The organism is Loktanella fryxellensis (assembly GCF_900110065.1).
GTDB classification, from domain to species: domain Bacteria; phylum Pseudomonadota; class Alphaproteobacteria; order Rhodobacterales; family Rhodobacteraceae; genus Loktanella; species Loktanella fryxellensis.
This window is the reverse complement of the sequence record NZ_FOCI01000022.1, coordinates 35,768-56,163: the sequence shown is the minus strand read 5'-3', so window position 1 is coordinate 56,163 and position 20,396 is coordinate 35,768. Positions and strand designations below refer to the sequence as shown.

The window sequence follows — 20,396 nt, the reverse complement described above, 5'->3', positions numbered from 1 at the left end:
CATCCCACCGCGCAAAAATGCCCAACCATGGGAACCAACCACCGCCGGTGCCATAGCCAGGAATGATGCGCTCCGCGCATCGAAGTGTCTGGGTCGGGCGCTCTGGCGGAACTGGAGCGGATACCACCGCCGGAGCCGCGTCGAGACAAAGATGCATTGTGTAAAGCTGCTGGGCCAGCGGCTGATGGCTCGGGACTTCGACCGCCAGGTCGCGGAGGTCCAGGTGCGCATCGCTATCCTGAATGGCTACACCGCCCTTGGCATCCCCGTCACAAAGGCAGTGGCATAAATCCGTCTGGGGTAAGGGGAAAACCGTCCGTCAGCTGATTTGCGCAACAGAGTCGCTGAGAGTCTCTTTCGGGATATTGTTATACCAGACTCAAAATCTGAAAACTCTGTATCGATAGAGCATTTCAGTGGTATATCACCTCGCCGCTTCAGAGATATTTTCGAAAAAACATCAAGGCAGAACGAGCTTGGCGACATTGAAAAATGGTATGGTGATAAGATGGAGCCGCGCCTTGGGAGTGTTGCAGTTGGCGCCATTGCGAGGGAGTTGTTCGCGCTGATGGAGAACCTTTACGCGAAAACTAAAGATTAGACTAAACCACGACCTCCACGCCCGCCTGCGCGCCCACCCCGAACACCCGCTTGTACCGCGCAACCTCCTCCACAGGCCCCATCGCCTTGTTGGGATTGTCGCTCAGCTTCACCGTGGGGCGACCGTCCGCAGCCACGGCCTTGCACACCAAGGAGAACGGCGCGAGCGCGTCGTCGGGCACCAGACCGATGAAGTCGTTGGTCAGCATCGTGCCCCAGCCGAAGCTGACGCGGACGCGGCCGCGGAATTGGGCGTGCAGCTCGATGATCTTGTCCACGTTCAGCCCGTCCGAGAAGATCACCAGCTTGTCGCGCGGGTCCTCGCCACGGGACTGCCACCAGGCGATGGCGTTTTCGGCTCCGGTCGCAGGATCGCCGCTGTCGATGCGGATGCCGGTCCAGCCGGCCAGCCAGTTGGGCGCGCCCGCAAGGAACCCCGGCGTGCCGAAGGTGTCGGGCAGGATGATGCGCAGGTTGCCGTCGTGTTCCGCCTGCCAGCCCGCCAGCACGTCGTAGGGGGCCTGCCGCAAGGCGGCGTCCGTGTCGGTCAGCGCCGCATAGACCATCGGCAGCTCGTGCGCGTTGGTGCCGATCGCCTCCATGTCGCGATTCTTGGCGATCAGGCAGTTCGAGGTGCCGGTAAAGGCGCCGCCCAGCCCCTCCTCCAGCGCCTGCACGCACCAGTCCTGCCACAGGAACGAATGCCGGCGCCGGGTGCCGAAGTCGGCGAGGCGCAGCCCGTCGAGGGTGCGCAGGCATTCGACCTTTTCCCAGACCTTCGTCATGGCGCGGGCATAGAGAACCTGCAGTTCGAACCGCCCCATGTCGCGTAACACGGCGCGGGACCGCAGTTCCATCAGGATCGACAGGGCGGGGATTTCCCACAGCATGACCTCGGGCCAGGACCCCTCGAACGTCAGCTCGTACTGGCCGTCGCGTTTTTCCAGATGATAGGGCGGCAGGCGCAACTGCTCGAACCAGTCCATGAACTCGGCCCCGAACATCTGGCGCTTGCCGTAGAACGTGTTGCCGCGCATCCACGTCGATTCGCCGCGCGACAGGGACAGGGACCGGACGTGATCCAGCTGCTCGCGCAACTCGCCCTCGTCCACCAGATCGGCAAGGCGGACCTGCGTGCTGCGGTTGATGAGCGAGAAGGTGACCTGCACATGGGGTCGCTGGCGGAACACGGACTGGCACATCAGCAGCTTGTAGAAATCCGTGTCGATCAGGGACCGGACGATCGGATCGATCTTCCATTTGTGGTTCCAGACACGGGTGGCGATATCGACCATGGCGGGGGTCCTTGCAGGCGTTTTTGCGGTTAGACCAAGGCATACGGGCGCTGGCAAGCGCATAAGCCCGGGTTTAGGGGACGCCATGTAAGCCGTGGGTCAATGGTGAGGTCTGTTGGAATGGATCAGATCGGGGTCAGCGCAGGGTCATCCCGATCCGGCCTCAACCGACAGGATCACTCTTATGAAGATCGCAACACTCGCCGCCCTGATGACGCTGACCGCAGGCGCCGCATTCGCCGAACCCGCCTGCACAGTCCCGGCAGAGGGCGCAGCCGCCCCCGTGTGGGAAGCGCTGAAGGCGTTCGAGACCGAGGGCGGTGCCGTCATCGCGTTCAAGATCAACGATGGTGCCTGCTACGAGATCTACGGCACGCTGGTCGGGACGAAGATGGAAGTGTTCTACGATCCCACCACAGGTGTAGAGCTTGAGCGGATCGCGGACTGATCCATGACCGCAGTGCACGCAACGCGGCACAGCCCGCGCGTCAGGGTCTGGGACGCGGGCGTGCGGCTGTTCCACTGGGGGCTGGTGACATGCGTCGCCAGCGCCTGGCTGCTGGTCGATCCCCGGTGGTTGCACCGGCGGATCGGCTATGTCGTGATCGGGCTGATCGCGTTCCGGCTGGTCTGGGGTGTGATCGGCACGCGGTACGCGCGCTGGGGTGACTTCATCCCCGGCCCGCGCCGTCTGATCGCCTACCTGGCCGCCATGCGGCAGGGGAGGGAGGCGCGGACGCTGGGGCATAATCCCGCGGGGGCCGCGATGATCGTGGCGCTGCTTGCGGTGCTGTCCGGCATCTGTGCCACCGGCATCATGATGGGGATGGACCGCTACTTCGGTCAGGACTGGGTCGAACACTGGCACGAAGGGATGGTGAACGGTCTGCTGGCGCTGATCGCCCTGCATCTGGGGGGCGTCATTCTGGCCAGCCTGCGGCACAGGGAAAACCTTGTGGCCGCGATGATCAGCGGTCAGAAGGATCTGCATGATCCCACAGGCCCTCACGACGCGACATGAGAGATTGCGCGGCCCCCTCGTGCTGGGGGCCGCGGTCATGCAGGGGCTGTGCCTGATCCTGCTGGCCATCGACGTCGGGTCAGAGCTGTCAGCGTTCGATCCCCTCACCATCCTCGAGGCATTTGCCTTGATCGGACTGCTGGCCAGCGTCGCGCTGACGCTGGCCGAATATCGTGCGCTGATGCGGCGCACCAACCGGGTTGAACGCAATCTGGCCGCCGCCACCGGGGCCTTTGCCGCCTTGATGGACGATCAGTTCACCCGCTGGGGGCTGACGGCGGCGGAACGCGACGTGGCGCTGATGTCGGTCAAGGGGGTGTCTGTGGCCGACATCGCCATGCTGCGGCACACGGCGGCGGGCACGGTCAAGGCGCAGAGCGCCGCGATCTATCGCAAGGCGGGTGTGTCGAACCGGGCCGAGATGATTTCCGTCCTGATCGAGGATCTGATCGACGGCGTGCCTCTGCCGACCCCGTGAAGGGGCTTACAATTGACCCGCCTGCATCGCGGCGGCGGCGTGGATCTGCATCGCGCGTTTCGGCGATACGCCCAGCGTGCGTTCGATCTGGTGCAGCAATTCGCCTTCCTCCGGGCGTTCACCGCCGTCGGACAGCACGACCATCCACAGCGATTTCACCGCCGCCTCACGCTCGCCCAGCGGGATGGCGTCGTGCAGCACGCGGGCAAGGGTGTCGGTGTCCGGCATCGCCTCTTCCAGCTTTTCGCAGCGGGCGCGCATCTTGGCGGCCTCGACGGCGTTCAGGCCGTACATGTGCGACAGCACGTGGTCGATCTCCTCCACCTCTTCGAACAGGTAGGCGCGATCGACCTTGGCCGCGCGGACCATCAGGGCCCCCAGCGCGTGGCGCGCGTCCGCGTCCGGCAGGGGGGTGACGGACCGGTCCGGGTGGAACAGGGACAGCAGGCGTTCGAACATGAGGCGTTCCGATCGGATCAGGGTGCATCCCGACGCTAACGCAAACCACCGGGCGCGCAAGGGGCGGTCGCTAGCGGCGGATCAGGCGAAACACGGTGGACGCGACAGCCACGATCAGCGCGATGCGGATGATGTGCGTGACCGAGACATAGGCGATGTCCTGTCCCAGCGTCAGGGTCAGCAACGACATCTCGGTCAGGCCCCCCGGCGCATAGGCGAGGAAGGCCTGCGCGAGCGGCATGTCCATGGTCGCCGCGATCACGGCGGCAAAGGCGATCCCGATGGCCAGCATCCCGCCAGAGGCAATGACGGCGATCCCCAGATCGCGGGCGGTGTCGCGCAGGGTCGCGCCGACGAACCGCGCGCCGATCACGGTGCCGATCACGATCTGTGCGGCGATCACGATGATGGACGGCGGCGCGACTGTGACCCAGCCCAGCGCATGCACCAGCCCCGACAGGATCATCGGCCCGAACACCGGGGCGGCGGGCAACCCGATCCGCTGGCCCACGACCGCGCCCACCGCAGCGCAGGCACCAAGGATCAGGTAATCCGTCACCGACAGCGCGGACAGCGCGATCATCCCCGGCCCGGTCCCGGTGGCCCTGACGTCAAGGACGAGGCCGAACCACAGCACCACCAGCAGCACGACGATCAGGATGCGGGCCGCATGGGCCAGCGCAATCTGGCGGTGGTTGCCACCCGCCGCCACGCCAAGGATCAGCATCTCGTTCACGCCGCCCGGCATCGCGGCGTAATAGGCCGTCACCGGATCATAGCCGCCGATCCGGCGATAGACGACATAGGCCCACCCGGCGGCCACGCACAAAAACAGCGGCAGCAGCACCAGCGTCAGCGCCCAGCCGCCCAACTGACCGAGGATTTCCGGCGTGATGCCGAACCCCAGCAGCACGCCGATCACCGGGATGACGATGGGGCGCAGCCTGTCAGGCCCGCGCACGGGCAGCCGCATCAGGGCGGCGATGGTGTTGCCGATCATCGGCCCCAGCATCCACGGCAGCGGCATGCCGATGGCAAAGCCCAGCAGACCCGACGCCACGCCGATCCCCAGCGCCAGTGGCGTGTCCCGCTGTCTGTGCAGCCCCCTGAGGTGCAGCCCCGTCACACGCTGCCGACGTGGCGCGTGCCGCGCGCGCGGGCGAGGGCCGTCTGCCGCTGGCGTTCGCGGAACCCGGCCTTGTCCGCGTCCGTCGTCGTGGCGGCGCAGTGGTGGCAGGCGACGCCTTCCTCATATGCGGGATGGTCGCGGTCGGCGGGCAGCAGGGGGTGGCCGCAGGCGTGACACAGGATATGCGGGCCCTGCACCAGACCGTGGCCCACGCTGACCCGTCCGTCGAAGACGAAGCAGTCGCCCTGCCAGGTGCTGCGCTCCTGCGGCACCTCCTCCAGATACTTCAGAATGCCGCCCTGCAGGTGATAGACCTCGTCCACGCCCTGACCGCGCAGGTAGTTGGTGGATTTCTCGCACCGGATGCCGCCGGTGCAGAACATGGCGATGCGCTTGCCTTTGAGCCGCTCCTTGTTCGCCTCCCACCACGCTGGAAATTCGCCGAAGCTGCGGGTTTGCGGGTCGATGGCGCCGGCGAAGGTGCCGATGGCGACCTCGAACGCGTTGCGGGTGTCGATCACGGCCACATCGGGGTTGGCGATCAGCGCGTTCCAGTCGGCGGGGGCGACGTAATGCCCGGTGCCCTGCAGCGGGTCCACGTCGGGCTGGCCCATCGTCACGATCTCGCGTCTGATACGGACCTTCATCCGGTTGAACGGCTGTTCGGCGGCGTGGCTTTCCTTGTGCACCAGAGCCGCGCAGCCGGGCAGGGCGCGCAGATGTGCCAGCACCGCGTCGATACCTGTGCGGCTGCCCGCGATGGTGCCGTTCACGCCTTCGCCCGCCAGCAGCAGGGTGCCGCTGATCCGATGCGCCCGGCACAGGTCCAGCAGCGGCTGGCGCAGGGCGGTCGGGTCCGGGAACCGTGAAAAGTGATAGAGGGCGGCGATGGTGAACATGGGGTCAGGCCATACGCCTGTGGCGCGCAGCGTTCAAGCGGTGCGGGCGGCGGCCATCGCAAGCCCGTCGCTGACGGCGGTGAACGCCTGCGCGCGCACCTGACGTGCGTGCGGGAACAGGTCGGTCATCGCGTGCGTCACCGTCCCCATCAGGCTGGACCCGCCGACGAAGACGACGGCGGCCACGTCGCCCGGTGCCGTGTCGCCCAGCGTGTCCCGTGCCGCCTGACCGATCTGCGCGGTCAGGTCCGACAGGGTGTGGCCCAGCGCGTCGCGCGACAGCGGAACGGTCAGGGCGCGGTCCAGCACGCCAAGGTCGATCAGCCCTTCTGGCGTGTCGTTGGCCGCGATCTTGCCCGCCTCGACCGCAAAGGCGATGTCGTGGCCCAACTCCATCCCGATGGCGGTGTCGAGCCGGGCGAACGCCGCACGGTCCACGCCCATCTGCAACAGGTCCGCGACCCGCCGCCGCGTTTCGGCGGTGTAGAGGAAGGCGATCTTCTCCCACGTGGCCAGATCGTTGTAGATCGCATTGGGCGCGGTGGTGGTCCCGGTGCCGAACGCGTTGCGGATGTCGCCGCCACGCCCCAGCAGCGGCATCACATGCGCCAGTGACAGCAGCCGGTCGAAATCGGTGCCGCCGATCCGCACGCCGTGGCTGTTCAACACGGCGATGCGGCCCGCGTCCTGCCGGTAGAGGGTGAAATCCGACGTGCCGCCGCCGATGTCCACGACCAGACCCAGCTGGCCTTGCCCCAGCGGTCCTGCGGTCAATGCCGCTGCCTCCGGCTCCGGCAGGAAGTCCACGTGGGCGAAGCCTGCGATGTGATAGGCTTCGGTCAGATCGGCCAGCGCCTGCGCATGGCGGGCGGGATCGGGGTGGAACCGCACGGGGCGACCGGACAGGGCCGTGTCGAAATCGAGCCGTGTGGCGTCATGGGCGCGGGTCCGCACGGTAGAAAGGAACCGCGCGACCACGTCGAGCAGCGTCATCCGTTCGTATCCGATCTGGCGCATCTCGCGCATCAGGGGCGTGCCGAGGACCGATTTCAGCGCCCGCATGAACCGCCCTTCGCGTCCCGCGATCAGGGCGGCATTGGCGGCGGACCCGATCAGGGTGCGCTTGCGCTCTTGGTCGAAGAAAACCGAGGTGGGCAGCGTTTCCCGCCCCGGCTCCACCGGGATGCGGAACACGGTGTCGCCCGCCATGACCGCGGCTGCGGTGTTCGATGTGCCGAAATCGATGCCGAGGGTGGCCATGGGTCGCGCGCCTTTGCCTGTGCGGAACGCGGCGCTTAGCCGATGCGGGCGGGCGCGGCAACCGGGGGCGATTGACCACGGGCGGCGGGGGTTCTAGGCCTGTGCCTGTCCGTTCCGAAAGGCCCGTCATGCAGCCCGTCACACATGCCCTGATCGTCATCGACATGCAGAACGACTTCTGCCCCAGCGGCGCGCTGGCCGTGGCGGGTGGCGATGCACTGGTGCCGGGGATCAACGCGCTGATGGCGCAGTTTCGCACGGTGATCCTGACGCAGGACTGGCACCCGGCGGGACACGCGTCATTCGCCAGCAGCCAGCCGGGTGCGGCCCCGATGGACGTGATCCGGATGCCCTACGGCCCACAGGTGCTGTGGCCCGACCACTGCATTCAAGGCACCATGGGTGCTGCGTTTCACGCCGCCCTGCGCACCGATGGCGATCTGATCCTGCGCAAGGGCTGCAATCCGGCCATCGACAGCTATTCCGCGTTCTTCGAGAACGACCACAGAACCCCGACGGGGTTGGAGGGGTATCTGCGCACGCGGGGCATCACGCATCTGACGCTTGTGGGCCTGGCGCTGGATTTCTGCGTGAACTACTCGGCGGTCGATGCGGCGACGCTGGGGTTCGACGTGACCGTGCGGACCGACCTGTGCCGGGCCATCGACGCGGGTGGATCGCTGGATGCGGCCATGGCGGGGATGCGGGACGCAGGCGTGGCGTTGACCGCATGACTGCCAGCGATGTCGTGATCGTCGGAGGAGCGATGTACGGGGCCAGCATCGCGTTCCATCTGGCAAGCGATCCCGACTTCGACGGTCGTGTCACGGTGATCGAACGCGACCCGACCTATGCATTCGCCGCGACCTCTCACACCAACTCCTGCATCCGACAGCAGTTTTCGGACCCGCTGAACGTGCAGATCTCGCAGTACGGGGCGGAATATATCCTGAACTTCCGTGCCCGCAGCGGGCTGGCGGATGCGCCTGATCTGCGGTTGCACAGTTTCGGATACCTCTATCTCGCGGACACGCCCGACTTTGCAGCCGCGTTGCGCGACAGCCAGCAGGTGCAGGCCGGTCTCGGTGCGGCCACACGGCACATGACCCGCGATCAGATCGCCGAGGCTTATCCGTTCTATGCCCTCGACGACATCGTGGCGGGCAACCACAACACGGTGAACGAAGGCTACTTCGATGGCGGCACCCTGTTCGACTGGTGGAAGCGCGGGGCGAAACGCCTCGGCGTGACGTTCGTCCATGACGAGGTCGTGGACGTGATCCAAGAGGCTGACCGTGTGACCGGCGTGCGGTTGGCCAGCGGCGAGATCATCGCCTGCTGCTGGCTGGTGAATGCGGCTGGCACCCGTGCGGCGCAGGTCGCCGGCATGGCCGGCATCGCGCTCCCGGTCGAGGCACGAAAACGCTACACCTATGTTTTTCAGGCGGAAACGCCGCTGGATCGCGACCTGCCACTGACCATCGATCCCAGCGGCGTGCATGTGCGCAGCGACGGGCGCTATTACATGGCAGGCTCCCCGCCGGGTGACGACCCCGCCGTGGACCCCGCCGATTTCGCATTCGACCACGCGCTGTGGCAGGACAAGGTCTGGCCCGCCATCGCCACCCGCATCCCCGCGTTCGAACGGGTCCGCGTGATCAACGAATGGGTCGGTCATTACGACTACAACACGCTGGACCAGAATGCGGTCGTTGGACCGAACCCGGATATTGCGAACTTCATCCACGTCAACGGCTTTTCGGGGCATGGGTTGCAGCAGTCGCCCGCCATCGGGCGCGGCATGGCGGAATGGATCGTGCATGGCGCGTATCGTACGCTCGATCTGACACCGCTGGGCTATGCCCGGATCGCCGCCGGGCGGCCCATCGTCGAAAAAGCCATCATCTGAAGGATCATCCCCATGCTGAACAAGATCGTGCTGACCGGTGCCGCCGGCAAACTGGGTGGTCTCCTGCGCGCCCCGCTGGCCGCCCTGTGCCGCGAGCTGGTGACGACCGATCTGGCGCCGGGTCTGGCGAACCTGCTGCCCAACGAGACCTATGTGGCGGCCGACCTGTCGCAGCTCGATCAGGTGATGGGCGTGATGGAGGGGGCTGACATGGTCGTGCATTTCGGTGCCATCGGTGACGAGGCGCCGTGGGATGCGATTCTGCAATCGAACATCGTCGGCGCCTATACCGTGTGGGAAGCCGCCTATCGTCAGGGCGTGCGCCGCGTCGTCTATGCGTCCTCGATCCATGCGGTGGGCATGCACCCCAAGACCGATTTCATCGACACCACGGCACGGCACCGGCCCGACACCTATTATGGCCTGTCCAAGTGCTTTGCCGAGGATCTGGCCAGCCTCTATTGGGACAAGCGCGGGATCGAATCGGTCTGCATGCGGATCTATTCCTGCGAGGAGTCCGTGAACAACGCCCGCGCGCTGGGCACATGGCTGAGCCATCCCGACCTGATCCGGCTGGTCACGGCGGCGATCACGACGCCGACCACCGGATTTTCCATCGTCTGGGGCGTGTCCGCCAACGACCGGGTGCCAGTGGACAACGCCCGTGCGTCGTTCCTCGGCTATCGCCCGCAGGACAACGCCGAGGTGCATGCCCCCCGCGTGCTGGCGCAGGCGGCAGCCATGGACCCGCAGAACCCCGAGGACATGTGCCACGGCGGCCCCTTCGCCGTCGTGCCGCTGGGCGAAAGCGGCGTGGCGATGATCAAGGCCCGCAGCGTCAAGGCATAGGCGCTGCGCTGTGCCCTGACGGCTGCACCCCGACGGGGAATTGTGATCTGGCGCAAAGTTTCCGGCTGAAATTTACGCGCCGTTGTGAGATGCTGATCACAATGGCCCGGTCAGCGGGCAGCAGCAGTCAGGCAGTTCCATGATCTCACGTCGTACATTCGCGGCTGGCGCAGCCCTGTCGCTTGCCGCATCGCCCGCACTCGCCAACCCGCTGTCGCGGTTGTTCGGTCGTCCGAAGGTCGATCGCGAACGTTTCCTGCCGCAAGAGGTGGACGTCAGCCCAGATCTGCCCGCAGGCGAGATCCACGTCGTGAAGGAGGATTTCTTCCTTTACTGGACGTTGGGAAACGGTCGCGCGCGCCGCTATGGCATCGCGCTGGGGGACGAGGACCGCAACTATACCGGTGTGCTGACCGTGCGGCGCAAGCGCGAATGGCCGAGCTGGATCCCCACCCCCGAAATGGTGCGCCTGGAACCGGAGGTCTATGGCCCCTATGCCAAGGGTCTGCCGGGGGGGCATCCCAAGAACGCGTTGGGCGCACGGGCGCTGTATCTGTATGACGGTGGTGTCGACACCTATTACCGCATCCACGGCACGCCACAGCCGGAAACCATCGGCACCGGATTCTCGTCCGGCTGCGTGCGTCTGACGAACGACCACGTGAGCGAGCTTTACGACCTCGTGCCCGTCGGCACCCACGTCTATCTGTTCTGACGGCTGCGGGGCGGACCGGTCAGGACCGCCCCACGGCACTCACTTCAACGTCGTCAGCCGCAGATACGGCAGGACGGTGCGGAAATCGCCAAACTTTTCCTTTGCATCCGCGTCGGACAACGTGGCCGGGATCACCACGTCATCGCCCACGTTCCAGTTGGCAGGCGTCGCCACACCGCGACCCGTTGTCGTCTGCAGACCGTCCAGCGCGCGCAGCACCTCGGCGAAATTGCGGCCGACATTCATCGGATAGACCATCGACAGCTTCAGCTTCTTGTCCGGGCCGATGATGAACACGGCCCGCACCGTCGCCGTGTCGTTGGGCGTGCGGCCATCGGGCAGATACGCCTCGGCGGGCAGCATGTCGAACGCCTTGGAGATGGCGAGATCCTGATCCGCGGCGATCGGAAAATGCGGGGTCGCACCGCCCGCCGTCTCGATGTCGACCTTCCACTTCTTGTGTTCCTCGACGCCATCGACGGAAATGCCCAGCACCTTGGTGCCGCGCTTGTCCCACTCGGCGGCCAGTTGCGCCACAGCACCGAATTCCGTTGTGCAGACGGGGGTGAAATCCTTGGGGTGCGAAAACAGGATCGCCCAGTCGTCGCCGATCCACTCGTACAGCTTGATCTCGCCCTGATCGGTCTGGATCGTCAGGTCGGGAACGGTGTCGTTGATGCGCAAGGCCATGGCTGGCTCCTTTGTCGATGATCTGATCCCTTACATAGGGGCCACGGGTGGCGACACCAATGCTTGACCGCGTGCGGGTTGTGCAGGGGCTGCCCCGCTGGCAGTCTGCGCGCCAATGCAGTCAAGGGAGACGACCATGATGGACAAGCGCAATTTCTACATCGGCGGCGGTTGGGTGGCCCCGGCTGCGGCCCGCGACTGCGACGTGATCGACCCCGCGACGGAAGAGGCTTGCGCCGTCATCTCGCTTGGCGATCAGGCCGACACCGACCGCGCCGTGGCAGCCGCCAAGGCCGCGTTCCCGGCATGGGCCGCGCTGACCCCGCAGGACCGCGCGGGCTATTGTGCAGGCATCCTCGATCAGTATCGTCGTCGCGAAGGCGAGATGGCCGAGGCGATCCGTGCCGAGATGGGTGCCCCGATCAAGCTGGCGCGCGAAAGTCAGGCCACCAGCCTTGCATGGCACCTGAAGAACTTTCTGACGGCGGTGGATCAGATCGAATGGATCAGGCCCTTGGGCGATCATGCGCCCAATGACCGCATTGCGCTGGAACCGATCGGTGTCGTGGGCCTGATCACGCCGTGGAACTGGCCGATGAACCAGGTCACGCTCAAGGTGATTCCTGCCCTGCTGGCAGGCTGCACCGTGGTCCTGAAACCCAGCGAGGAAGCACCGCTGTCGTCGCTGCTGTTCGCGGAATTCGTGCATGACGCGGGAGTGCCGGCGGGCGTGTTCAATCTGGTGAACGGCGACGGACAGGGGGTCGGCACGCAGCTTTCGGCACACAAGGACGTGTCGATGATCTCCTTTACCGGATCGACGCGGGCGGGCATCGCCATTTCGCGCACCGCCGCCGAAACGTTGAAGCGCGTCACGCTGGAACTGGGCGGCAAGGGTGCGAACGTGATCTTTGCCGACGCCGACGACAAGGCGGTGAAGCGTGGGGTGCTGCATTGCATGCAGAACTCTGGCCAGTCCTGCAACGCACCGACGCGGATGCTGGTGGAACGGAGCCGCTATGACGCGGCCGTCGCCGAGGCGGCAGAGGTCGCGCAGGCGATCACCGTGGGACCGACGACCGAGGAGGGTCGCCACATCGGCCCCGTGGTGAACAAGAGCCAGTGGGACAAGATCCAGGGCATGATCGAGAAGGGCATCGACGAAGGCGCGCGTCTGGTCGCCGGCGGTCCCGGCCTGCCGGAAGGGGTCAATCGCGGCTATTACGTGCGGCCCACCGTCTTTGCCGACGTGAACAACGACATGGCCATCGCGCAGCAGGAAATCTTTGGTCCCGTCCTGTCGATCATCCCGTTCGAGGACGAGGCCGACGCCGTGCGAATCGCCAACGACACGTCATACGGCCTGACCAACTACGTCCAGTCGCAGGATGGCGCGCGACGCAACCGCATGGCGCTGGCGCTGAAGGCGGGCATGATCGAGATGAACGGCCAGAGCCGCGGCGCAGGCGCGCCGTTCGGCGGCATGAAGATGTCGGGCCGCGCCCGCGAGGGCGGCGTGTGGGGCATCGAGGAGTTCCTCGAGGTGAAGGCGATCAGCGGCTGGTCGAACGACTGACGTAGGCCGTCAGAAGGGCGCGGGTGCTACGATCTTGATCGGCGCCCCCCCGTCCGGGTGGCGGAACTGCAGCACTTCCGAATGCAGCATCAGGCGCGGGAAATCCCGCGCCGCCCCCGTCGCATAGAACGGATCGCCAAGGATCGGGTGCCCCAGCGCCAGCATGTGCACCCGCAGCTGGTGCGACCGCCCGGTCTGCGGCATCAGGCGCATCCGCGTCTCGCTCTCCGACCGCTTCAGCCTGCGCCAGTCGGTGACGGCGGACCGGCCATTGACGTGATCGACCATCTGGCGGGGCCGGTTGGGCCAGTCGACGATCAGGGGCAGATCGACGGTGCCTGTCGCCTCCTCGACCTTGCCCCAGACGCGGGCGACGTAGGTTTTCTTCGTCTGGCGTTTCTCGAACTGCAGACCCAGATGGCGCTGGGCGTGGGGCGTCAGCGCAAAGATCATCACGCCAGACGTGTCCCGGTCCAGTCGGTGCACCAGCAGGGCCGTGGGAAACACCGACTGTACCCGCGCGATCAGGCAGTCGGTCAGCAGCGGCCCCTTGCCCGGCACCGACAGCAGTCCCGACGGCTTGTCCACCAGCACCACCTGATGATCGTCGTGCAGGATCACCAGCGGATCCTGCGGCGGGGCGTAATCGTCGCTCATCCGGTGGTTCGCGCGCCGAAGATAGCTGAACCCACGCGAATGTGCGTGGCGCCGTGCGCGATCGCCACCTCGAAATCGTCGCTCATCCCCATGGACAGGCCCGACAGGCCGTTGCGCGCGGCCATGTCGGCCAGCATGGCGAAATGCGGGGCGGGGTCTGCGTCCACGGGCGGAATGCACATCAGGCCGCGCACCGGCAGGTCTGCGGCGCGGGCGGATGCGATCAGGGAATCGGTCTCTTCGGGCAGGGCGCCCGCCTTTTGCGGCTCTGCCCCGGTGTTCACCTGAATGAACAGGTCCGGGCAGCGGCCCATGTCCTGCGCCAGACGGGCCATCGTGTGCACCAGCTTGGGCCGGTCCACCGTGTGGATAGCGTCGAACAGGTCCATCGCGGCGCGGGCCTTGTTGGTCTGCAAAGGGCCGATCAAATGCACTGCGACGTGGCCGAAGTCTGCGCGGAACCCCGGCCACTTGCCCTGCGCCTCCTGCACCTTGTTTTCGCCGAAGGTGCGGTGCCCCGAATCCAGCACGGCACGCACGCGGTCGTCGGGCTGGACCTTGGATACCGCGATCACGGTCACGTCCTGCACGGCGCGCCCCGCCTTTGTTGCGGCCTGTGCGGCGCGCGCGGCAATCGCTTCGAGTGACATGCCTTTCATCCCCTTCCGATACGCTTGTTGCCAACGCCTTAACGGGAATGGCGGACGAAGTCATTCCAAGGCCAGCAAAAACCCTGTGTGGCCCGGTTGCATCATTTTGCCGTGACCGGGTAACCCCCCGGGCAATTCACTTGAGTGAACGGCCGTTCGGGCGCAATTACTGCCCCAATGCTGGTTCAACTGGCATATCCGGGAATGCACAACACGAGGGAATATTCCATGAAACGCATCCTTCTTACCACGACCGCGCTGGTGGCCTTCGCTGGCATGGCGCAGGCCCAGCAGGGCGACGTAATGCCCGTCCTCGACGGCGCGATCGTGTCCGACACCGGCATGGTGATGGCTGACGGCGATACGCAGCCCAGCGACATCGCGATGGCACCCGTCAGCGACACCGCGCCCGCCGGCGTGGCACTGGGTGCAGACGGCGAGTTCGGTTACAACGAAGAAGTCGAAGGCGGCTTCTACTTCGAAGGCGGCCTGGGTATCACCACCAACGCCGGCATGAACATGGGCCTGACCGCAGGCATCACCGCCGACGTCGACATCGACTTCAGCGACAACGAGCTTGATGCTGAGGGCAACGGCATCAATGACGGCGGAACGTTCGACAACGCCGATGTCAGCATCTCCGACTTCGTGATCTTCGTCGAAGGTCAGGGCGCTGGCCTGTACATCGGTGATACCGAAACCGCCGCTGCGACCCGCTGGTCCGGCACGACCAACATGGAGCGTGATGGCTTCCTGGAAGTCGGCGACATCGACGATGGCGCAGTCGATGGCGATTCCGTGGACGGCGTGATCCGTGCCGACCTCGACTACAACAACTTCTCGGGCTCTGTCGGCTTCCTGCTGACCCAAGACGGCGACAACGCCGACCTGGACGGCATCGACGGCTTCTCGATGGGCATCAACGGCACGTTCGGCAACTTCAACGCCGGTGTCGCCTATCAGGAAGAAGTCGACGCAGTCATCTTCGACAATGGCCCGATCGACGAGATCGTTGCCGTGTCTGCCGGCACGACCTTCTCCGGCGCTGACGTCAAGCTGGCATACGCCCGCAACCTGACGATCGAAGAAGACTCGCTCGGCTTCCAGGTCGACTATCCGTTCGGTCCGGTCACGGCATCTGCCTTCTACTCCTTCGAGTCGCTCGGCGATGACAACTACGGCTTCGGCGTTGCATACGCCAGCGGTGCAGTCTCCGTCGGTGCCTACTACCATGACGGTCAGGACGAAGAGATCGGCATCGAAGGTTCGTACGATGCCGGCAACGGTCTGATCGGTTATGCCGGTTACATCCAGAACGACGGCGACAGCGACGCCTACGAAGCCTACGTCGCAGCAGCCTACGAACTGGGCGGCGGCGCCAGCCTGATCGCGTCCTACGGCGACACCGGCGATGCATACACCGGTGCCAACGACGAGATCGGCAACACCTTCGAAGTCAACGAAGGCACCACGGTCGCCGTGTCCTTCCAGTTCTGATCGAACTGAACACATCTGTGGAAAGGGCGGCCCGTCGGGTCGCCCTTTTCGTTTGTGGCGGCCGGATTGCACGAATCCATCGCACTTGTGACGGCGCGCCCGCTTCGCTACACCCGTGCCAGTGGAACGGCATAGCTTTGGGGTAGGACGATGCAGATGAACCGGACCTCGCGCGCGACCCTCGGTATCGCGCTGGCGCTGGCCCTGTCCGCCTGCGGCATCATCGGTGGTTCGAGCGCGCCCGCGCCGGTCGGACCCAATCCCATCCTCTATGCCGCGGCCCTCGATACGCTGAACTTCCTTCCCGTGACCCGCGCAGACCCCGCCGCCGGCGTCATCACCACCGGCTTCGCCACGCCGCCGGGTGGCCGCACCTCCTATGCTGCGACGATCCAGATCACCGGACCGGTGCTGGATGCCCGCACCCTGCGCGTCAGTCTGCGCACCCCGTCGGGGCCCGCCACCTTCGACGCGCAGCGCGGTGTCGAGGATGCGATCTTGGCCCGTGCCCGTCAGATCCGCATCGCACAGACCCAACCCTGATCCCCTTGCCAGACCGTGCTGGGCAGAACCTGCCCCCGGTCGTCCGCTGAAAGCCATGCGCCCATGACCACCTATTCCCCGTCCGACATCGAGGCCCGCTGGCAGGCCGCCTGGACTGCGGCCGACGCGTTCAAGGCGGTGCCGAGCCGCGACAAGCCCAAGTATTACGTGCTGGAGATGTTTCCCTATCCGTCGGGCCGCATCCACATCGGCCATGTGCGCAACTACACGATGGGCGACGTGATCGCGCGCTACAAGATCGCGACGGGCCACAACGTCCTGCATCCGATGGGCTGGGATGCCTTCGGGATGCCGGCCGAGAATGCGGCGATGGCCAGCGGCGGTCACCCGCGCGACTGGACCTACAAGAACATCGCGGACATGCGCGACCAGATGAAACCGCTGGGGCTGTCCATCGACTGGTCCCGCGAGTTGGCGACCTGCGATCCGGAATACTATGGCCAGCAACAGGCGCTGTTCCTCGATTTCCTCGAGAAGGGTCTGATCTATCGCAAGAAGGCGGTGGTGAACTGGGACCCGGTCGACATGACCGTGCTGGCCAACGAACAGGTCGAGGATGGCCGTGGCTGGCGGTCCGGTGCGCTGGTCGAACGACGCGAGCTGACGCAGTGGTTCTTCAAGATCTCCGACCACTCGGAGGCGTTGCTGGCGGGCCTGGACGGGTTGGACAACTGGCCGGCCAAGGTCAAGCTGATGCAGTCGAACTGGATCGGCAAGTCGCGCGGCCTTCAGTTCAGTTTCGGTCTGGTGAACGGGCCCGAAGGGCACGACCGTGTCGAGGTGTATACCACCCGCCCCGACACGCTGCTGGGGGCCAGTTTCGTCGGCATCTCTCCCGATCATCCGCTGGCAAAGGCGCTGGAGCGTGACGATCCGGAGGTTGCTGCCTTTTGTGCCGACGTGCGCAAGGGCGGCACGACCGAAGAGGCGCTGGAGAAGGCCGAGAAGCGCGGGTTCGACACCGGGCTGCGAGTGCGGCATCCGTTCGATACGGCGTGGGAACTGCCGGTCTATATCGCCAACTTCATCCTGATGGACTACGGCACGGGTGCTGTCTTTGGCTGCCCGGCGCATGACGCGCGCGACTTCGAGTTCGCGACGAAATACGAGCTGCCGATCATCGCGACCTTCCTGCCCTCGGAGGAGGCCGAGGAGCATCTGACCGACGCCTATGTACCCACCAAGGCCGAGCGCGTGTTCTACAACCGCGGCTTCGCGGGCGAGGCGTGGCAGACCGGCGCAGAGGCCGTCGATGCGGCCATCGCCTTCTGCGAGGCGAACGGCGTGGGCCACGGCGTGACCAAGTTCCGCCTGCGCGACTGGGGCCTGTCGCGGCAACGCTACTGGGGCTGCCCCATTCCCGTCGTGCATTGCGATACCTGCGGCGTGGTGCCGGAGGACAAGGCGAACCTGCCGATCGAGCTGCCCTACGACGTCAGTTTCGACGTGCCCGGCAACCCGCTGGACCGCCATCCGACATGGCGCGACTGCGCCTGCCCGCGCTGTGGTGCACAGGCGCGGCGCGAGACGGACACGATGGACACGTTTGTCGATTCGTCGTGGTATTACGCCCGTTTCACCGCGCCCCGTGCCGACACGCCGACGGTAGCCGAGGATGCGGCCTACTGGATGAACGTCGACCAGTATATCGGCGGTATCGAGCATGCGATCCTGCACCTGCTGTATTCCCGCTTCTTCGCGCGTGCGATGCACATGACCGGTCACCTGCCGGCCAGTGCGTCGGAACCCTTCGACGCGCTGTTCACGCAGGGCATGGTGACCCACGCGATCTACACCACGCAACGCGGCGATGGCCGACCCGTCTATCACTACCCCGAGGAGGTGACGCTGCGCGACGGCGGGGCCTACCTTGCCGACGGGACGCAGGTGACGGTGATCCCGTCCGCCAAGATGTCGAAGTCCAAGAACAACGTGGTCGATCCCGTGAACATCGTGCAGCAGTATGGTGCAGATACCGCGCGTTGGTTCGTGCTGTCCGACAGCCCGCCGGAACGTGACGTGGAATGGACCGCCGCCGGGGCAGAGGCCACGTCGAAGCATCTGGCCCGCGTGTGGCGCATCGTCGACGAGATCACGCGCAGCGACGCGGTGGGCGACGCGGCGGCGGATCAGGCGCTGCTGCGCGACATGCACCGCGCCATCCGCGACGTGACGCTGGGGATCGAAAGCTTCGGCTTCAACGCGGCCATCGCGCGGCTTTACGCCTTTACCAACACGCTGCAGCGGTCGCAGGCCAGCGTGGCCGTGCGGCGTCAGGCGGCGATGGTGCTGGCGCAGCTCATGTCGCCCATGACACCGCATCTCGCCGAGGAGGTCTGGGCGATGCTGGGTGGCAGCGGCCTGATCCTGAATGCGCCGTGGCCGCAGGCTGACGCCGCGATGCTGGTCGATGCCGAAGTCACGCTGCCGATCCAGATCAACGGCAAGCGCAAGGCCGAGATCACGGTCGCCGCCGATGCTGATGCGGGCACTGTCGAGGCGCTGGTGCTGGCGCTGGAGGCTGTGCAGCGCAACCTGGACGGGGCCACACCGAAGAAGATCATCGTGGTCGCCGGCCGGATCGTGAACATTGTCGTCTAGGGGCATCACCACGCGCCGTGCCGTTCTGGCGCTGATGCTGACCGGCGTTGCCGCCTGCGGTTTCACGCCCGCGTTCGCCCCCGGCGCACCGACGCTGGCCCTGCGGAACGATGTGGCCGTCGTCGCACCGCAGACCATCCCCGGCTTTGCCATCCGCAGCCACCTGATCGACCGGCTGGGACGGGCCGACCCGGCGGCCTATACCCTGACTGTTGCCCTTGATCAGGCACTGGACGTGGCAGCCCTGTCGCGAGAGGGGGACGAATTGCGTTACAACGTCGTGGGGGCGGCGGGATGGACGCTGACCGATGCCGCGGGCACGATCCTGGGCAACGGTCAGGTGGACGGGTTCACCAGCTACTCCGCCACCGGGTCCACCGTGGCGACGCAGGCGGCAGCCACGGATGCGGTCGGGCGGCTGATGGTCGTGCTGGGCGACAGCATCGTGGCTGATCTGTTGCTGCTGGATCTGACCCCGTGAAAATGACCGGCCGGGATGCCACCGCGTTCCTGCGCAAGCCGGATCCGGGGCGTCCGGGCATCCTGCTGTTCGGGGCAGATCCGATGCGCGTGGCAACGGCCCGCACCGGGATCGTCGGTCATCTGATCGGGCCCGAGGGCGTGGCCGAGATGCGCCTGACGCGCATCCCGGCGAGCGATCTGCGCAAGGATCCTGCACTGGTAAACGATGCGATCAAGGCGCAGGGGTTCTTTCCGGGGCCGCGCGTCGCGCTGGTCGAGGATGCGACCGATGGCTTGTCCGGCCTGCTGAACGCTGTGTTGGAGGACTGGCGACAGGGCGACGCGCAGCTTGTCGTCGCCGCTGGTGCCCTGACGGCGAAGTCCCCCTTGCGCAAGGTGTTCGAGGGGCACCGCAACGCGGTCGCCATCGGTCTGTACGACGACCCGCCCAACGCCGAGGATGTGCAGACCCTGCTGGACGCCGCCGGGATCGAGGTTCCGAACCGCGACGTGATGGACGCGATCATGGCACTGGCGCACGCGGTCACGCCGGGCGATTTTCGGCAGACCGTCGAAAAACTGGGGTTGTACAAGCGTGGGGATCCGGAACCGCTGACCGTGGCGGAACTGGCCCTTCTGTCCCCGCAGGCGGCGGACGTGGATGTCGTCGACATCCTCGACGTAGTGGCTGGCGGACATGCCGAGCGAATCGGCCCTGTGTTGCGCGACCTCTATGCGCAGGGCGTGTTGCCGGTCACCCTGTGCATCGGCACGATGCGGCATTTCCGGCAACTGCATGTTGTTGCCTCCGACCCCGGTGGGGCAGGGCAGGGGATCGGGCGCTTGCGCCCCCCCGTCTTCGGCCCGCGCCGGGACAAGGTCATGCGGCAGGCGTCGCAATGGGGGCGTGACCGGCTGGAACGCGCGCTTGTCGCGCTGACCGACACGGATCTGACGATGCGCTCTGCCAGTCATGCGCCGCAGCAGGCGTTGATGGAACGCACGCTGATCCGGCTGGCGATGATGGCGCGGGGCTGACGGTCAGCACGCCTGTCGTCCCGCAGTGGACGTCAATTGCCGCAGGT

The 20,396-nt window shown here is 66.0% G+C and carries 22 protein-coding genes; 14 read left to right on the top strand and 8 right to left on the bottom strand.

The genetic code is table 11. The annotated features are described in order from the left end of the window. A partial coding sequence (locus BMX16_RS14150) for a transposase (RefSeq protein ID WP_342707824.1) occupies window positions 1-289 on the top strand: 289 nt, incomplete at its 5' end. A 313-nt stretch (window positions 290-602) separates the two neighbouring features. Here the strand turns inward: BMX16_RS14150 and pncB are convergent. Then, a complete protein-coding gene (gene pncB, locus BMX16_RS14145) occupies window positions 603-1,895 on the bottom strand; it encodes a nicotinate phosphoribosyltransferase (RefSeq protein WP_089904941.1) in 1,293 nt (430 codons plus the stop codon). Between the two features lie 184 nt (window positions 1,896-2,079). Between pncB and BMX16_RS14140 the strand changes: the two genes are divergently transcribed. Genes BMX16_RS14140 through BMX16_RS14130 form a run of 3 tightly spaced genes read left to right on the top strand, consistent with a single transcriptional unit; the run spans window position 2,080 to window position 3,394 of the window. Then, window positions 2,080-2,343: a PepSY domain-containing protein gene (locus BMX16_RS14140; protein ID WP_089904939.1), complete on the top strand. Its 264-nt coding sequence runs from the start codon at window positions 2,080-2,082 to the stop codon at window positions 2,341-2,343. A gap of 3 nt (window positions 2,344-2,346) precedes the next feature. After that, a complete protein-coding gene (locus BMX16_RS14135; RefSeq protein ID WP_089904937.1) occupies window positions 2,347-2,916 on the top strand; it encodes a cytochrome b/b6 domain-containing protein in 570 nt (189 codons plus the stop codon). Then, the gene (locus BMX16_RS14130) at window positions 2,885-3,394 is read left to right on the top strand and encodes a helix-turn-helix transcriptional regulator (protein WP_089904935.1); all 510 of its coding nucleotides are present in this window, start codon (window positions 2,885-2,887) and stop codon (window positions 3,392-3,394) included. The genes BMX16_RS14135 and BMX16_RS14130 overlap by 32 nt, the downstream gene beginning before the upstream one ends. A gap of 6 nt (window positions 3,395-3,400) precedes the next feature. Here the strand turns inward: BMX16_RS14130 and BMX16_RS14125 are convergent, their stop codons facing one another. The 4 genes from BMX16_RS14125 to BMX16_RS14110 all read right to left on the bottom strand — a co-directional run bounded on the left by BMX16_RS14125 (window position 3,401) and on the right by BMX16_RS14110 (window position 7,141). Continuing rightward, window positions 3,401-3,853, bottom strand: coding sequence for a tellurite resistance TerB family protein (locus BMX16_RS14125; protein WP_089904933.1), 453 nt, complete (start codon window positions 3,851-3,853; stop codon window positions 3,401-3,403). Between the two features lie 70 nt (window positions 3,854-3,923). Beyond that, the gene (locus tag BMX16_RS14120) at window positions 3,924-4,979 is read right to left on the bottom strand and encodes an AbrB family transcriptional regulator (RefSeq protein ID WP_245731577.1); all 1,056 of its coding nucleotides are present in this window, start codon (window positions 4,977-4,979) and stop codon (window positions 3,924-3,926) included. Further along, window positions 4,976-5,881 (bottom strand): oxygen-dependent tRNA uridine(34) hydroxylase TrhO, encoded by a 906-nt coding sequence (gene trhO / locus BMX16_RS14115; protein ID WP_089904931.1) that lies wholly within the window; start codon window positions 5,879-5,881, stop codon window positions 4,976-4,978. Before trhO ends, BMX16_RS14120 begins: the two co-directional genes overlap by 4 nt. A gap of 33 nt (window positions 5,882-5,914) precedes the next feature. Beyond that, the gene (locus tag BMX16_RS14110) at window positions 5,915-7,141 is read right to left on the bottom strand and encodes an Hsp70 family protein (protein WP_089904929.1); all 1,227 of its coding nucleotides are present in this window, start codon (window positions 7,139-7,141) and stop codon (window positions 5,915-5,917) included. 128 nt (window positions 7,142-7,269) lie between these two features. Between BMX16_RS14110 and pncA the strand changes: the two genes are divergently transcribed. From pncA to BMX16_RS14090, 4 genes are all read left to right on the top strand, one after another. Next, a complete protein-coding gene (gene pncA, locus BMX16_RS14105; RefSeq protein ID WP_143058044.1) occupies window positions 7,270-7,875 on the top strand; it encodes a bifunctional nicotinamidase/pyrazinamidase in 606 nt (201 codons plus the stop codon). Beyond that, the gene (locus BMX16_RS14100; protein WP_089904927.1) at window positions 7,872-9,050 is read left to right on the top strand and encodes an NAD(P)/FAD-dependent oxidoreductase; all 1,179 of its coding nucleotides are present in this window, start codon (window positions 7,872-7,874) and stop codon (window positions 9,048-9,050) included. Before pncA ends, BMX16_RS14100 begins: the two co-directional genes overlap by 4 nt. A 15-nt stretch (window positions 9,051-9,065) precedes the next feature. Continuing rightward, window positions 9,066-9,899, top strand: a complete 834-nt coding sequence (locus BMX16_RS14095; RefSeq protein WP_177174679.1) for an NAD-dependent epimerase/dehydratase family protein — start codon at window positions 9,066-9,068, stop codon at window positions 9,897-9,899. Between the two features lie 139 nt (window positions 9,900-10,038). Further along, window positions 10,039-10,614, top strand: coding sequence for a L,D-transpeptidase (locus BMX16_RS14090; RefSeq protein ID WP_089904923.1), 576 nt, complete (start codon window positions 10,039-10,041; stop codon window positions 10,612-10,614). Window positions 10,615-10,653: 39 nt separating this feature from the next. On the opposite strand, the gene BMX16_RS14085 is transcribed toward BMX16_RS14090, so the two are convergent. Next, window positions 10,654-11,304: a peroxiredoxin gene (locus BMX16_RS14085; RefSeq protein WP_089904920.1), complete on the bottom strand. Its 651-nt coding sequence runs from the start codon at window positions 11,302-11,304 to the stop codon at window positions 10,654-10,656. A gap of 136 nt (window positions 11,305-11,440) precedes the next feature. Here BMX16_RS14085 and BMX16_RS14080 point away from each other — a divergent pair, with 136 nt between their 5' ends. Beyond that, a complete protein-coding gene (locus tag BMX16_RS14080; protein ID WP_089904918.1) occupies window positions 11,441-12,880 on the top strand; it encodes an aldehyde dehydrogenase family protein in 1,440 nt (479 codons plus the stop codon). Between the two features lie 9 nt (window positions 12,881-12,889). Here BMX16_RS14080 and BMX16_RS14075 read toward each other — a convergent pair whose 3' ends face one another. Both BMX16_RS14075 and BMX16_RS14070 read right to left on the bottom strand, forming a co-directional pair. Next, window positions 12,890-13,537 (bottom strand): pseudouridine synthase, encoded by a 648-nt coding sequence (locus tag BMX16_RS14075; RefSeq protein ID WP_089904916.1) that lies wholly within the window; start codon window positions 13,535-13,537, stop codon window positions 12,890-12,892. After that, entirely contained in the window at window positions 13,534-14,187 is a 654-nt protein-coding gene (locus tag BMX16_RS14070) for a YggS family pyridoxal phosphate-dependent enzyme (RefSeq protein ID WP_089904949.1), read from the bottom strand. Before BMX16_RS14070 ends, BMX16_RS14075 begins: the two co-directional genes overlap by 4 nt. A gap of 144 nt (window positions 14,188-14,331) precedes the next feature. On the opposite strand from BMX16_RS14070, the gene BMX16_RS14065 reads away from it, so the two are divergent. The 5 genes from BMX16_RS14065 to BMX16_RS14045 all read left to right on the top strand — a co-directional run bounded on the left by BMX16_RS14065 (window position 14,332) and on the right by BMX16_RS14045 (window position 20,349). Then, complete coding sequence (locus tag BMX16_RS14065) at window positions 14,332-15,684, top strand: porin (RefSeq protein WP_143058043.1); 1,353 nt, start codon at window positions 14,332-14,334, stop codon at window positions 15,682-15,684. Window positions 15,685-15,834: 150 nt separating this feature from the next. Beyond that, complete coding sequence (locus BMX16_RS14060) at window positions 15,835-16,227, top strand: DUF3576 domain-containing protein (RefSeq protein WP_089904912.1); 393 nt, start codon at window positions 15,835-15,837, stop codon at window positions 16,225-16,227. 63 nt (window positions 16,228-16,290) lie between these two features. Beyond that, window positions 16,291-18,849: a leucine--tRNA ligase gene (gene leuS, locus BMX16_RS14055; RefSeq protein ID WP_089904910.1), complete on the top strand. Its 2,559-nt coding sequence runs from the start codon at window positions 16,291-16,293 to the stop codon at window positions 18,847-18,849. Further along, the gene (gene lptE, locus BMX16_RS14050; protein ID WP_143058041.1) at window positions 18,839-19,330 is read left to right on the top strand and encodes an LPS assembly lipoprotein LptE; all 492 of its coding nucleotides are present in this window, start codon (window positions 18,839-18,841) and stop codon (window positions 19,328-19,330) included. The genes leuS and lptE overlap by 11 nt, the downstream gene beginning before the upstream one ends. Beyond that, complete coding sequence (locus BMX16_RS14045; RefSeq protein WP_089904904.1) at window positions 19,327-20,349, top strand: DNA polymerase III subunit delta; 1,023 nt, start codon at window positions 19,327-19,329, stop codon at window positions 20,347-20,349. Before lptE ends, BMX16_RS14045 begins: the two co-directional genes overlap by 4 nt. Window positions 20,350-20,396: the final 47 nt, after the last annotated feature.

Coding starts and splice junctions, on each gene's coding strand:
- BMX16_RS14100 (WP_089904927.1), top strand. CDS start 7,872: ATGACTGCCAGCGATGTCGTGATCGTCGGAGGAGCGATGTACGGGGCC.
- BMX16_RS14110 (WP_089904929.1), bottom strand. CDS start 7,141: ATGGCCACCCTCGGCATCGATTTCGGCACATCGAACACCGCAGCCGCG.
- BMX16_RS14075 (WP_089904916.1), bottom strand. CDS start 13,537: ATGAGCGACGATTACGCCCCGCCGCAGGATCCGCTGGTGATCCTGCAC.
- BMX16_RS14125 (WP_089904933.1), bottom strand. CDS start 3,853: ATGTTCGAACGCCTGCTGTCCCTGTTCCACCCGGACCGGTCCGTCACC.
- BMX16_RS14085 (WP_089904920.1), bottom strand. CDS start 11,304: ATGGCCTTGCGCATCAACGACACCGTTCCCGACCTGACGATCCAGACC.
- BMX16_RS14090 (WP_089904923.1), top strand. CDS start 10,039: ATGATCTCACGTCGTACATTCGCGGCTGGCGCAGCCCTGTCGCTTGCC.
- pncA (WP_143058044.1), top strand. CDS start 7,270: ATGCAGCCCGTCACACATGCCCTGATCGTCATCGACATGCAGAACGAC.
- BMX16_RS14070 (WP_089904949.1), bottom strand. CDS start 14,187: ATGTCACTCGAAGCGATTGCCGCGCGCGCCGCACAGGCCGCAACAAAG.
- BMX16_RS14060 (WP_089904912.1), top strand. CDS start 15,835: ATGCAGATGAACCGGACCTCGCGCGCGACCCTCGGTATCGCGCTGGCG.
- BMX16_RS14130 (WP_089904935.1), top strand. CDS start 2,885: ATGATCCCACAGGCCCTCACGACGCGACATGAGAGATTGCGCGGCCCC.
- BMX16_RS14135 (WP_089904937.1), top strand. CDS start 2,347: ATGACCGCAGTGCACGCAACGCGGCACAGCCCGCGCGTCAGGGTCTGG.
- BMX16_RS14080 (WP_089904918.1), top strand. CDS start 11,441: ATGATGGACAAGCGCAATTTCTACATCGGCGGCGGTTGGGTGGCCCCG.
- pncB (WP_089904941.1), bottom strand. CDS start 1,895: ATGGTCGATATCGCCACCCGTGTCTGGAACCACAAATGGAAGATCGAT.
- leuS (WP_089904910.1), top strand. CDS start 16,291: ATGACCACCTATTCCCCGTCCGACATCGAGGCCCGCTGGCAGGCCGCC.
- BMX16_RS14140 (WP_089904939.1), top strand. CDS start 2,080: ATGAAGATCGCAACACTCGCCGCCCTGATGACGCTGACCGCAGGCGCC.
- trhO (WP_089904931.1), bottom strand. CDS start 5,881: ATGTTCACCATCGCCGCCCTCTATCACTTTTCACGGTTCCCGGACCCG.